Below are 12,348 nucleotides of genomic sequence, written 5' to 3'. Positions count from 1 at the left end.
ACTCGACTCCGACGGTCAGTTGGTGCCGCGGTTGAAATGGTTGAACCCGCCGCCGTCGCCGGTGGCGCTGCTGTCGACCGGTGCAGCCGAGCCGCGCTGGCCCAGCTCCTCGAGCTGGGATTCCAGGTAGGTCTTGAGCCGGGTGCGGTACTCGCGCTCGAAGGTGCGCAGTTGTTCGAGGCGACCTTCCAGCACGGTGCGCTGCTGGTTGATGGTGCCCATGATCTCGGAGTGCTTGCGCTCCGCGTCGGCCTGCAGCGCGTCGGCCTTCTCCTGAGCCTGGCGCAGCTGGGTCTCCGAACGGGTCTGGGCGTCCGACAGCATGGCGTCGGCGCGCTGGCGGGCTTCGGCGACCGTCGTCTCCGCGGTTTGGCGTGCCTCGGTGAGGATCTGGTCGGCGTTGGCGCGGGCGTCGGCCATCATCTTCTCCGACTCGGCCCGGGCGGTGCCGGTCAACCGGTCGGCGGTGTCCTGGGCCAGGCTCAGCACGCGCGCGGCCTTGAGGTGCTGCTCCTCGGAAGGCACTTCGGCTGCCGGCGCGGCGACCACGGGCTGCGGCGGTGCCACCGGCTCCGGCGCGGGCTCGTAGGCCGGGATCGACGGAATCGACTGGGCGCCGCCACCGGCACGGGCCGCGGCCAGGTCCTGGTCGAGCTCGCTCACCCGCTGACGCAGGTCGGCGTTCTCCTCGATGAGGCGCGTCAGCTCGGTCTCCACCAAGTCAAGGAAGGCGTCGACCTCGTCCTCGTTGTAGCCGCGTTTCCCAATCGGCGGTTTGCTGAACGCGACGTTATGTACGTCGGCCGGTGTTAGTGGCATCGTCTGCCCCCTCGAGTCAGGTAGTAGGTAGCGCCGATCGGGCACGATAGTCGACCGGGAAAACGCTCGCCGTGTGTAACTGCCGTCCATCCTGTCACATCCGCCGCTGCGCTCGGCAATGTGAACGATATTAAGAGTGAATTTCAAATTGCTGCCACAGAAATCACGCTTTGGCAAACGGAACCTCTGAGGGCGATCGGCGATCCCGGCCGGTGAGCGGTGCCGGCAGGCCGCCGCGGCAAGACCAAAACCGCCGGGAACTGGGCCTCGCGCTACCGCCGGCAGCCCGGTGTGGCCCTGTCGTTCCAGCCGCGGGCAGCAAAGTGCTTAGGCGCCCCACCAGCGAAATGTGATCTATTTCGCTACGCGTCCAAACGTGTCGCCCGCCGCTCCACGGACCGCTCCCAACCGGCAGGGGTACCGGTGCGGCCACCTGCACCGTATTATTCACAATCGCGACCCGTAAATATTCATGACGAGGTCGAACCGCGCGGGACCGACCGGAGGGACACTCGGGAATGACAACCAATGACGTGGTCATGGCGACCAGCGCAGCGGACTCGGCAGCCGTCGACGACATCCGATCTCGCTACGCCGAACTCCTCGGCCGCCAGGCCGCCCTGGGTGCGGCGTTGTTGGCCGCAGTCGCCGGGCCGGCCTTCGACGAGGCTCACCGGGCCGTGCAGGCGTCCATCGACCAGGTAGTACGACCGCAGTTACAGGCCGCGGTGGGGCTGATATTCCCGGCCCTGGCCGGTGTCGAGCGCTCGCGGCTGCTGGTCGAAGGCCTGCTCGGTGACATCCAGCTGATCGAGCAAGTGGCGGCGCGCATCGCCCATGGCACCGACCGGGTGCAGGTGCTCGCGCACACCGAGGTCCTGCGTGTACTGCTGGAGGCCGTGCTGGGCAAGGTCGCCGACCTGCTGCTGCCCGCGCTCGCCCAGACCAGCGGCGTCTCGCTGGCCGCACTGGCCGCCCAACTGCCCGGCCTGGATGACATCGCCTCCGGGCCGGCTCCCACGGCCCAGCCCAGCCCCGCGCCCCACAGGCACGACGGCCACACCGGGTGCGGCTGCGGCGAGGAGGACGACGAGATCCCCGAGCTCGACGTGCGGGAGGTTCCGCACGCCATCAGGCATGCGACGGTGTTCGGTGCGTTCGACGCGGTTCCGGTGGGCGGATCGCTGCTACTGGTGGCCCCGCACGACCCGATTCCGCTGCTGCGCCAGCTCGCTGAGCGCAGCGGTGGTCGGCTGGCGGTCGGCTACGAGGAGCGTGGGCCGGAGGCGTGGCGGTTGCGGCTGACCCGGGTCTGAGTTCTCCGGGCCGCCGCCGTCACGCGGCGTGCTGCAGGGCCAGTTCCATGCCGACGAACGCGATCAGCAGCAGCACCATGATCGAGAGATCGATGCGCACCGCGCCGATGGTCAACTGCGGGATGAGCCGTCGCAACAGCTTCACCGGCGGATCGGTGATGCTCATGATCAGCTCCAGGATCACCACGGTGGCACCGGTCGGGTGCCAGTCACGGCTGAACGAGCGGATGAACTCGATGACGATCCGGGCGATCAGCAACAGCCAGAAGACAAATAGCGCGATACCAAGGATCGTGAAGAACAGCGCCAACGGAATGCGACCTTACTGACGAGGGTGTGCCCGCATCAGCAGTGCTGACCGGCTCGACTGCCGTTCCAGCCTACCGATAGGCGTAGAAACCGGTCTCGGCGATGCGGCGACGCTCCTCCGGGGAGACGTCGACGTCGGCCGGCGACAGCAGAAAGACCTTGGTCGCAACCTTGTCGAAGGAGCCGCGCAGGGCGAAGGCGAGGCCTGCCGCGAAGTCGACCAGCCGCTTGGCGTCGGCGTTGTCCATCGACACCAGGTCCATGATGACCGGGGTGCCGTCGCGGAACCGCTCGCCGATGGTGCGAGCTTCGCTGTAGTCCTTAGGCCGCAGCGTGGTGATCTTCGACAGCGGGCTGCTCTCGTCGAACATCTGCGCCATCCGGCGGGGCTCCATCGCCAGGGCGCCGCGGGTCGAGCCGCGCAGCGAGGAGAACCGGCGCTCGAAGTCACGGGGACGATCGAACTCACGCGCGCGGTAGCGCGGGTCGCGGGCATCGTCGTCGTAGCCGCCCCGGTAGCCGGCGGGCGCGTCGTCGTAGTCGCGGTCCTCGAAGCGGTCGTCGTAGCGGCCCTCCGAACGGCCGCCGACGCGGTCGAAAACGTCCTCGCCGAATCGCTCCGCCCGAGGCGCGTAGTCACGCGACCCGGCGCGGTCATCGCCGTCGTCGTAGTAGTCGTCGTCGTAGTCCTCCATAGGAGCCATCCCGAAGTAGGCCTTGACCTTGTGGAGTGTGCTCATCCTTGGACCCTTCTAGGCTGATGACTGTGATGAAGGTGTGACTGAAGTGACTAATAACGGTGACGGTAACGGCAGCGAGCGCGTTGGCGCGGCACCGACACGCGGACAGCTCCCACCGGTTTCACCCACCCCCTCCAGCGACCTCTACCGCGCACTCATCCCAGCCACACCAAAGACGCCAGCCGACCGGTGAGTCCGTCGCGTCGATGACTGAACAGTTTCGGGTCCGCGGCCGTACAACGCGGGTCGGCGTCGATGGCCTGCACGCCCAATCCCCTTAGTTGACGCGCGATTCCGGCCCGCAGATCCAGTCCGACAGTGCCCGCCGAGGTGACCGTGCGACTGCCCGGCAGTGCCGCCTCGACCTCGTCGGCCATCTCTGCGGGGACCTCGTAGTGCAGCCCACTGACGGCCGGGCCCAGCAAAACCGAAACGTCGCCGGCCCGTGCCCCGGCCGCCAGCATGGACTCCAGCGCGCGAGCGACCACACCATGCTGCGCGCCGACCCGGCCGGCATGGACCGCGGCGACCACTCCGGCCCGGGCGTCGGCCATCAGCACCGGGACGCAGTCGGCGGTCACCACCACCATCGCCAGCCGGGGCACGGTAGTCACCAAAGCATCGGTGGCGTCGATCGGGGTGTCGCGCGGGCCGTCGACAACCACCACATGATCGCCGTGGACCTGGTTCATCCACACCAGCCGATCGGGACCGAGGCCGGTCGCCTTGGCCAACCGCGCGCGATTGGCCGCCACCGCGGCCGGGTCATCGCCGACGTGGTCGCCGAGATTGAAGCTGTCGAACGGAGCCTTCGACACACCACCGGAGCGGGTGGTCGTCACCCGCCGGATGCGAAAAGTCATGCGTTCGAGGCTAGCGGTGGTCGCGAGCGCGGCGGAGCCGGGCGAAGCGGGCCAGCGCCATCCATTCAGTGCCGCATGAACGGCGGCACGTCGACGTCGTCGTCGTCGCAGCCGTCGTCGCCATTGCGCCCGCCGACGCTGACCGTCGCACCGTTGGTGGGAGCCGGCACACTGACCGCATCCACCGGGTCGAACAGCGACGAGGTGACCTTGCCGGCCTGTCCGGGCGCCATCGCGTGCCGGGCCGCACCGGCGGTACCGGTCACCGGCTTACGGCCGGAGCCCGCCGAGTCGAAGCCGGCCGCGATCACCGTGACCCGCACCTCGTCGCCGAGGGAGTCGTCGATCACGGTGCCGAAGATGATGTTGGCCTCGGGGTGCGCGGCGTCCTGCACCAGCGATGCCGCCTCGTTGATCTCGAACAGCCCCAGGTCGCTGCCGCCGGCGACCGACATCAGCACGCCCTGGGCGCCTTCCATCGAGGCTTCCAGCAGCGGCGAGTTGATCGCGATCTCGGCGGCCTTGAGCGCTCGGCCGTCACCGCGGGCCGATCCGATGCCCATCAGTGCGGTGCCGGCGCCGCTCATGATGCCCTTGACGTCGGCGAAGTCCACGTTGATCAGGCCGGGGGTGGTGATCAGGTCGGTGATGCCCTGAACACCGTTGAGCAGCACCTCGTCGGCGCTGCGGAACGCGTCCATCAGCGAGACCTGGGCGTCGCCCATCTGCAGCAGCCGGTCATTGGGGATCACGATCAGGGTGTCGCAGCTCTCCCGCAGTGCGGTGATGCCGTTCTCGGCCTGGTTACTGCGCCGCTTGCCCTCGAACGAGAACGGCCGGGTGACCACGCCGACGGTTAGTGCGCCGAGCTTGCGGGCGATGGTCGCGACCACCGGGGCACCGCCGGTGCCGGTGCCGCCACCCTCGCCGGCGGTGACGAACACCATGTCGGCGCCGCGCAGCAGCTCCTCGATCTCATCCTTGGCGTCTTCGGCGGCCCGACGACCCACCTCGGGGTCGGCGCCGGCACCGAGGCCGCGGGTGGAGTCACGGCCGACGTCGAGTTTGACGTCGGCGTCGCTCATCAGCAATGCCTGCGCGTCGGTGTTGATCGCGATGAACTCAACGCCCTTGAGGCCCTGCTCGATCATCCGGTTGACGGCATTGACACCGCCACCACCGATACCCACGACTTTGATGACGGCCAGATAGTTGTGCGGTGGGGTCATCGTTCGTCTTCCTCCCTGGTGGGATTGGAGTCCTCTCTCGGGCCGGGCTTGACGCGGAACTCCCCGATTCTGTCTTCAACAAAACCCTCAACCTCAACCAAAGGCTTAGAGTTATGTCAAGTTGTTCCGCGCAACCGCCACAGTAGGGCCGCCTGCGCCGTCATCGGCGCCGACGCGCCGAGACACGCCCGGCGAATTTTCCTGTAGGACGGGTCTTCCCGTTGACCCTCGTCCGCCGAGCGTGAAGGTGGCCTCACGTTGAACCCTCGAGCGTGAAGCTATCTTCACGCTCGGCGGGGGTGGTGGACGGCGCTACCGGACGGTCGGCAGGTCCGGACTCGACACGTCATAGGTGTGGCCGGGCTGGGTCAACAACGCCGCCAGCTTCTGGGCCTTCTCCGCGGTGCGGTCGGTGTTGCCCCAGACCACCACCCGGCCATCGGCCAGCGTCAGGGTGATCGACGCCACCGACGGGGCGGCCACCCGGCTGATCTGCCCGGCCACCTCGGGCGCCAGCGAGGTCATCACCTGCAGGGCGGCCAGGGTGGACGGGTCCGCCGGGCCGGGATTGTCCACGTCGAAGAACGGCAGCATCCTCGGCGGCGCACCGGTCGCGAAGTCGACGCCGTCCCGGTCGAACAGGTGCGGGCCGTCGGGAAAGTCCTTGTAGACCACCGGTACTCGCTCAACCACCGCGATCCCCAGCACCGAGGGATACTGCCGCTGCACCCGGGTGCTGGCCACCCGTCGGATCGTCGCGACCCGATCGGCCACACTGCCGGTGTCGATCTGCAGCAATGGCGTTCCCAGCTGCACCCGCGCCACGTCCAGCACTTCCTCACGGGTCACCGTCGCGATACCGCTGACCTCGATCTCGCGCACCGACATCAACGGGGTGAAGTACAAGATCAACCCGAGCCCGACCACGAGCACCGCCGCCAGGAAGACCGCCAACACCATCTTCAGGCCCCGAATGGTGCCGCGGGGAACGCCTTTCGCCGGCTCGGCAGAACCCGTGCGCAGTCGCCGCTTCGCCTCGCGGCGGGCCTGTTCGATCGCCTCGGCACGTGCCTGCGCGGCGCGCCGCTCCGCGCGTTCTCGGCGGGCCCGGCGCCGCGGTCCCTCCACTTCGGCGGGCTCGTCGGCGGCTTCGGCCTCTGGGTCCTCCGAGGCGACTGCGCCGGCTTCGCCCTGCGGGACAACATCCGGGTCGGGCTCGGCGGCTTCGGCGGCTTCGCTTTCGGGGACGTCCGCGGCGTCGTCCGGGTCCTCCGGTGGAACGGCCGGGGTTTCGGGCGGCACGGTCACAGCACGCCCCGGCTGCCGGGAGGGGTGCGATCGGTGCGTGCCCGCAGCGCGGTGACGATCTCCGGGCCCAGCATGGTGACGTCGCCGGCGCCCATGGTGATGATCACGTCACCCGGACCGGCGGCCGCCGCCACCGCCTCGGGCACCGCCGAGAAGTCCGGGAGGTAATGCACCGGCACACTGACATGTTCGGCGACACTGGCGCCGCTCACCCCAGGCAACGGCTGCTCGCGCGCACCGTAGACGTCGAGGACGAAAACCTCGTCGGCGCCGTTCAGCGACCGGCCGAACTCGGCGGCGAACTCCTTTGTCCGCGAATACAGATGCGGCTGGAACACCACCAGGCTGCGCCCGGTTCCACGCTCGTCCAGCAAGGCCCGAACCGCGGTCAAGGTCGCGGCGATCTCGGTGGGATGGTGTGCGTAGTCGTCGAAGACCCGCACCGATCCCGTGACGCCCGCCGAGCCGACCAGCTCGAATCGGCGGCGCACCCCGTCGAACCCGGCCAGGCCGTCGAGCACCGCATCCAGCGGCGCGCCGACCTCGACCGCCGCCAGCAGCGCGCCGAGCGCATTAAGTGCCATGTGGCGTCCGGGCACCGACAGTCGCATCGCCCTGCGCTCGCCCGTTCCGGCCAGCATGATCTCGGCGACCGCACCGGTGCCCTGTTGCTCCCAGGCGACCAGCTCACCGTCGAGCGCCGTCGTCCCAGGGCGTTCGGTGCCGTAACGCAGCACCCGGATGCCCTGCGCCGCAGTGCGCTCGGCCAGCTCGGCGCCGCCGGGGTCATCGACGCACACCACCACTGCCCCACCCGGCGCAATGCGCTCGACGAACGCGTCGAACACCTGCGTGTAGGCCTCGGCACTGCCGAAGAAGTCGAGGTGGTCCGCCTCGATGTTGGTCACCACCGCGACGTTGGGGGTGTACTCCAACAGCGATCCGTCGCTCTCGTCGGCCTCGGCGACGAACAGCGGCCCGCTGCCGTGATGGGCGTTGGTGCCGGCTTCTGCACCGGCAGAACCCAATTCGCCACCGACCGCGAACGACGGATCGAGTCCACAGTGCTGCAACGCGACCACCAGCATCGATGTGGTGGTGGTCTTGCCGTGGGTGCCGGTGACCATCAGCGTGGTGCGCCCGGCCATCAGCTTCGCCAGCACCGCCGGTCGCAACACCACCGGGATGCCGCGCCGACGGGCCTCGACGAGCTCGGGGTTGGTCTTGGGAATCGCCGCGTGGGTGGTGACCACCGTGGTGACCCCACCGGGCAGCAGATCCAGGGCCGACGCGTCGTGTCCGATGCGCACCTGCGCGCCCCGGGCGCGCAGCGCGTGAATCCCGCGGGACTCCTTGGCATCCGAGCCCGAGACGAGCCCCCCGCGGTCCAGCAGGATGCGGGCGATTCCGGACATGCCCGCTCCCCCGATGCCGACCATGTGTACCCGGCTCAGCTCCGGCGGCAGCTGGTCGGCGCTCACTGGCCGCCCCTCGCTGCGCTCGCGACTTCCAGTGCGACCCTGCTCATGCCGCTCACTGGCCCTCCCTCGCTGCGCTCGCGACGTCCAGTGCGACCCTGCTCATGCCGCTCACTGGCCGTCCCTCGCTGCGCTCGCGACGTCCAGTGCGACGGAAGCCACCCGTCGTGCCGCCTCCGGGTGCCCGGCCAGGACCGCGGCGCTGGTCATCGCGGCCAGCCGCGCGGTGTCGGTGAGCAGCCCGGCGACGGTGTCGGCCACGAAATCCGGGGTCAGCTGCGCGTCGTCGACCAGGATTCCGCCCCCGGCGTTGACCACCGGAAGCGCGTTAAGGCGCTGTTCGCCGTTGCCGATCGGCAGCGGCACGTACACCGCGGGCAGACCGACCGCCGACACTTCGGCAACCGTCATCGCCCCCGAACGGCAGATCGCCAGGTCCGCAGCCGCATACGCCAGGTCCATCCGGTCCAGATAGGGCACCGCGACGTAGGGCGGATCACCTGCGCCGGCCGGCGGCAGGTCTAGGGTGTTCTTCGGTCCGTGCGCGTGTAACACCGAAACGCCCGCAGCGGCAAGATGTTTGGCCGCACCGGCCACCGCCTGGTTGATCGAGCGGGCGCCCTGCGATCCGCCGAAGACCAGCAGCACCCGGGCGTCATCGGCGAAGCCGAATTCGGCGCGGGCCTCCGCTCGCAGCGCAGCCCGGTCCAAGTTGGTGATCGCCGCCCGCACCGGCACCCCGACCACCTCGGGGTCGGCCAGGCCGCAATCAGGAACGGCCGACAGCACCCGCCGCGCGCCCCGGGCGCCGACCCGATTGGCCAGGCCGGCGCGGGCATTGGCCTCGTGGATCACCACCGGCACCCGCTTGGCACCGAGACCGCGTGCGGCCAGATATGCCGGCAGCGCCACATAGCCGCCGAAGCCGATCACCACATCGGCCTGCACGTCGCGCAGTACCGCCCGGGTCTCCCGAACCGCCCGCAGCACCCGCAACGGGAGCCGGGCCAGGTCGGCATTGATCTTGCGGGGCAACGGCACCGGGGTGATCAACTCCAGGTCGTAACCGCGGGCCGGCACCAACCGGGTCTCCAGACCTCGGGCGGTGCCCAACGCGGTGATCCGGACGTCGGCGTCCAGGGCACGGAGCGCATCGGCGACCGCCATCGCAGGTTCGACATGGCCGGCAGTGCCCCCGCCGGCGAGGACTACCGATAACGACGCACCGCGGTCCGATGAGATGACCGAGTCGTTCACCGCCTATCGCTGACCTTCCAATGCGCGTACGCGTCCGCCAGTCGGACGCGCCCCGGCGTGACGCCGGCCGCCTCCATTTTGCCCTGCGCGCCCGGCGCCTCGACCGGCTGCCCGGGCCGGAGCCTGCGCTGCGGCGCGCTGCCGACCCGACCGGGCCGGAGCCGGTCGAGTCGTCTGGGCCGTTCGTTGCCGTGCGGCCGGCTGCGGGCGCGACCGCAACCGGTCGCGCAGGGCCTCCAGACGGGTCGGCGAATACGGCTCGGGCAGCGGCAACCGCAGAATCCGGTTCATCCGGTCGTCCTGGCCGGCGCGCAGCGCCGCCACCGCCTCCGGCTCGTGCCGGGCCGCGTTGGCCATGATGCCGACCATGAACAGCGTTGTCGCCGTGGAGGTTCCGCCCGCGGAAATGAGCGGCAGCTGGATTCCGGTGACCGGCAACAGCCCGATCACGTAGCCGACATTGATGAACGACTGGCCGATCACCCACATCGTGGTGGCGGCGGTCAGCAGCCGCAGGAACGGGTCCGCCGAGCGCTTGGCGATCCGCATGCCGGTGTAGGCGAACAGCCCGAACAGCGCCAGCAGCCCAAAACCGCCGATGAAGCCGAGCTCCTCGCCGATGATGGCGAAGATGAAGTCGTTGTGCGCATTGGGCAGGTAGTTCCATTTCGCGGTGCCCTGCCCCAGGCCGTCGCCGAAGATGCCGCCGTTGGCCAGCGCGAACTTCGCCTGTCGCGCCTGGTACCCGGCGCCCTGCAGGTCGGCGTCGGGGTCCAGCCAGGACCGCACCCGGTCGGAGCGGTAGCCCTCGGTCACCGCCATGATCGCGGCGGCGGCGACGATGGCCGCCAGCGAAGTGAGGAACACCCGCAACGGCAGACCGGCGTACCACAACAGCGACAGCAGGATGATGCCCAGCGAGACCGTCTGCCCGAGGTCGGGCTGGGCGACGATCAGCACCAGTGCGACCACGGCGGCCGGCACCAGCGGGACGAGCATTTCAGCCAGCGTCGCCCGCTCCATGCGCCGGCTCGCCAACAGGTGTGCTCCCCAGATGACGAAGGCGATCTTGGCCAGCTCGGAGGGCTGCATGGAGAAGCCGGCGATGACGAACCAGCCGCGGGAACCGTTGGAGAGCGTGCCGATGCCCGGGATCAGCACCAGCACCAGCAGCACGATGGTGAAAGCGAAACCGGCAAAAGCCATGCGGCGCATGAACCGGACCGGCATGCGCAACGCCACATAACAGCCGATCAGCCCGATCACGGTCCACAGCACCTGCTTGCCGAAGATCCGCCACGCGGACCCGTCGGTGCCGTAGGACTCCACCCCGGATGCCGACAGCACCATGATCAAGCCGAGCGTGGTCAACAGCGCGGCCACCGCCACGATCAGATGAAACGACGTCATCGGCCGGCCCAGCCAGGCGCCGAACCGGGTGCGCGGCTCGGCCTTGGCGGCCTTGTCCGCGGCTTCTTCGGAGGAGGCGGCAGCGGCTTCTGGGGCCCCGGCATCCCGCCGCAGCCGGGCCAGGATGCCGATCACACCGATCCTGCCGCGGAACGTGCGGCGGCGGCGAACGCGTCGCCCCGGGCGCCGTAGCCGGCGAACTGGTCGAAGGATGCCCCCGCCGGAGCCAGCAGCACCGTGTCACCGGGCCGGGCCAGGTCGCGAGCGGCGGCCACCACCGCTGTCATCACCCGTGACCCCAGCGTCTCATCGGCCCCATCAGCTACTCGCTTCACATGAGTAACTGGAGACACAGCAGTATCACCCATATCAATATCCTCGCCCGTCACAACGTGGACGACGGGGACATCCGGTGCGTGTCGTGATAACGCCTTGGCAACCTCGCCGCGATCTCGGCCGATCAGCACGGCCCCGGCCAGGTGAGGGGCGATTCTGGCGACGGTCGGCTCGATCGAGGCGCCCTTGAGCAGTCCGCCGGCCACCCAGATCACCCGCTGATGGGCCAGCACCGACGCTTCGGCCGCATGCGGGTTGGTGGCCTTGGAGTCGTCGACGTAGCTGATCCCGCCGTCGACCACGACCAGCTCGGCGCGATGCCGCCCGACCTGGAACGATGCCAGCGCCTCGGCGATCGCTTGCGGGGGCACGTCGACACTGCGGGCCAGCGCGGCGGCCGCCAGCGCATCCAGAATCCCGACCGGGCCGGGCACCGGTATCGACGCCGCCGGGGCCAGCGCGACCTCGTCGACCCCCTCGGCCACAAAGGCCCGGTCCACCAGCATGCCGTCGATCACGCCAAGCTCACCGGGCGCCGGTTCGCCGAGCCGGAAACCCACCTTGACCGGGGCGGGCGCGGTGTCGCGCAGGGCCGCGGCAGGGGCGTCGTCCATCCCGACCACCGCCACCCGGCCGGCCAGCGCGCGGGCCTTGTCGGCGGTGTAGGCGGCCATGCTGCCGTGCCAGTCCAGGTGGTCCTCGGCGATGTTGAGCACCGCGCCGGCCTCCGGCCGCAACGACGGGGCCCAGTGCAGCTGGAAGCTGGACAGCTCGACGGCCAGCAGTTCGGATTCATGCGGCGGTCCCAGCACGTCCAGCACGGGACTGCCGATGTTGCCGCACAACTGGGCACGCCGGCCCGCGGCGGACAGCATGGCGTACAGCATCGACGTGGTGGTGGTCTTGCCGTTGGTGCCGGTCACCACCAGCCAGCGACGCGCCGGCCCGTAGTGGCCCGCGACGTCGAGCCGCCAGGCCAGCTCCACATCACCCCAGATCGGCACCCCGGCCGCCGCGGCGGCGGCCAGTACCGGTGTGTCCGGGCCGAATCCGGGGCTGGTGATCACCAGCGTGTAGCCGCCGATCTGCGCCGCGGCTTCCGTCGGGCTGCAGGTCGTGACCTCGGAATAGGCGCCCAGCGCGGCCGCGTTGTCGTCGCACAGCGTCACGTCCAGCCCGAAGGGCGTCAACGCCTTCACGATGGCACGGCCGGTGATCCCGGCCCCCGCGACGAGCACCCGCGCGCCGGCGGACAGCGCGCCCAACCCCGGTTCGGGCGTCAT

At 69.7% G+C, this 12,348-nt stretch carries 11 protein-coding genes; 1 reads left to right on the top strand and 10 read right to left on the bottom strand.

What is annotated here, in order from left to right:
- Positions 1–15: 15 nt before the first annotated feature.
- Positions 16–819, bottom strand: a complete 804-nt coding sequence (gene wag31, locus MJO54_RS09855) for a DivIVA-like cell division protein Wag31 (RefSeq protein WP_046286882.1) — start codon at positions 817–819, stop codon at positions 16–18.
- Between the two features lie 518 nt (positions 820–1,337).
- On the opposite strand from wag31, the gene MJO54_RS09850 reads away from it, so the two are divergent.
- On the top strand, positions 1,338–2,135 hold the full coding sequence (locus tag MJO54_RS09850) for a DUF2249 domain-containing protein (RefSeq protein WP_064888327.1): 798 nt from the start codon (positions 1,338–1,340) through the stop codon (positions 2,133–2,135).
- Between the two features lie 19 nt (positions 2,136–2,154).
- Here the strand turns inward: MJO54_RS09850 and MJO54_RS09845 are convergent, their stop codons facing one another.
- The 9 genes from MJO54_RS09845 to murD form a co-directional block, all read right to left on the bottom strand.
- Positions 2,155–2,445 carry a YggT family protein gene (locus MJO54_RS09845; RefSeq protein WP_024440472.1) on the bottom strand — a complete coding sequence of 97 codons (291 nt, stop codon included), beginning with the start codon at positions 2,443–2,445 and terminating at the stop codon, positions 2,155–2,157.
- A 70-nt stretch (positions 2,446–2,515) separates the two neighbouring features.
- Positions 2,516–3,184, bottom strand: a complete 669-nt coding sequence (locus MJO54_RS09840) for a cell division protein SepF (protein WP_105295806.1) — start codon at positions 3,182–3,184, stop codon at positions 2,516–2,518.
- A gap of 155 nt (positions 3,185–3,339) precedes the next feature.
- Positions 3,340–4,047 carry a peptidoglycan editing factor PgeF gene (gene pgeF, locus MJO54_RS09835; RefSeq protein WP_240175861.1) on the bottom strand — a complete coding sequence of 236 codons (708 nt, stop codon included), beginning with the start codon at positions 4,045–4,047 and terminating at the stop codon, positions 3,340–3,342.
- 65 nt (positions 4,048–4,112) lie between these two features.
- Complete coding sequence (gene ftsZ, locus MJO54_RS09830) at positions 4,113–5,276, bottom strand: cell division protein FtsZ (RefSeq protein ID WP_046286521.1); 1,164 nt, start codon at positions 5,274–5,276, stop codon at positions 4,113–4,115.
- A 312-nt stretch (positions 5,277–5,588) separates the two neighbouring features.
- Positions 5,589–6,404, bottom strand: coding sequence for a cell division protein FtsQ/DivIB (locus MJO54_RS09825; protein WP_234783294.1), 816 nt, complete (start codon positions 6,402–6,404; stop codon positions 5,589–5,591).
- 176 nt (positions 6,405–6,580) lie between these two features.
- A complete protein-coding gene (gene murC / locus MJO54_RS09820; RefSeq protein ID WP_046286520.1) occupies positions 6,581–8,065 on the bottom strand; it encodes a UDP-N-acetylmuramate--L-alanine ligase in 1,485 nt (494 codons plus the stop codon).
- A 108-nt stretch (positions 8,066–8,173) separates the two neighbouring features.
- Entirely contained in the window at positions 8,174–9,229 is a 1,056-nt protein-coding gene (gene murG / locus MJO54_RS09815; RefSeq protein WP_234783293.1) for an undecaprenyldiphospho-muramoylpentapeptide beta-N-acetylglucosaminyltransferase, read from the bottom strand.
- Between the two features lie 93 nt (positions 9,230–9,322).
- Positions 9,323–10,864 carry a putative lipid II flippase FtsW gene (ftsW, locus tag MJO54_RS09810; RefSeq protein ID WP_064888323.1) on the bottom strand — a complete coding sequence of 514 codons (1,542 nt, stop codon included), beginning with the start codon at positions 10,862–10,864 and terminating at the stop codon, positions 9,323–9,325.
- Positions 10,861–12,348 carry a UDP-N-acetylmuramoyl-L-alanine--D-glutamate ligase gene (murD, locus tag MJO54_RS09805; protein WP_064888322.1) on the bottom strand — a complete coding sequence of 496 codons (1,488 nt, stop codon included), beginning with the start codon at positions 12,346–12,348 and terminating at the stop codon, positions 10,861–10,863. Before murD ends, ftsW begins: the two co-directional genes overlap by 4 nt.

Origin of the sequence: Mycolicibacter virginiensis (assembly GCF_022374935.2) — a bacterium.
Classification (GTDB): domain Bacteria; phylum Actinomycetota; class Actinomycetes; order Mycobacteriales; family Mycobacteriaceae; genus Mycobacterium; species Mycobacterium virginiense.
This window is presented reverse-complemented; position numbering and strand designations above follow the sequence as displayed.

What these genes read in the sequence shown, in the direction of transcription:
- MJO54_RS09840 (WP_105295806.1), bottom strand. Translation starts at nt 3,184, where the DNA reads ATGAGCACACTCCACAAGGTCAAGGCCTACTTCGGGATGGCTCCTATG.
- wag31 (WP_046286882.1), bottom strand. Translation starts at nt 819, where the DNA reads ATGCCACTAACACCGGCCGACGTACATAACGTCGCGTTCAGCAAACCG.
- MJO54_RS09850 (WP_064888327.1), top strand. Translation starts at nt 1,338, where the DNA reads ATGACAACCAATGACGTGGTCATGGCGACCAGCGCAGCGGACTCGGCA.
- murD (WP_064888322.1), bottom strand. Translation starts at nt 12,348, where the DNA reads ATGACGCCCGAACCGGGGTTGGGCGCGCTGTCCGCCGGCGCGCGGGTG.
- murG (WP_234783293.1), bottom strand. Translation starts at nt 9,229, where the DNA reads ATGGCGGTCGCCGATGCGCTCCGTGCCCTGGACGCCGACGTCCGGATC.
- ftsZ (WP_046286521.1), bottom strand. Translation starts at nt 5,276, where the DNA reads ATGACCCCACCGCACAACTATCTGGCCGTCATCAAAGTCGTGGGTATC.
- pgeF (WP_240175861.1), bottom strand. Translation starts at nt 4,047, where the DNA reads ATGACTTTTCGCATCCGGCGGGTGACGACCACCCGCTCCGGTGGTGTG.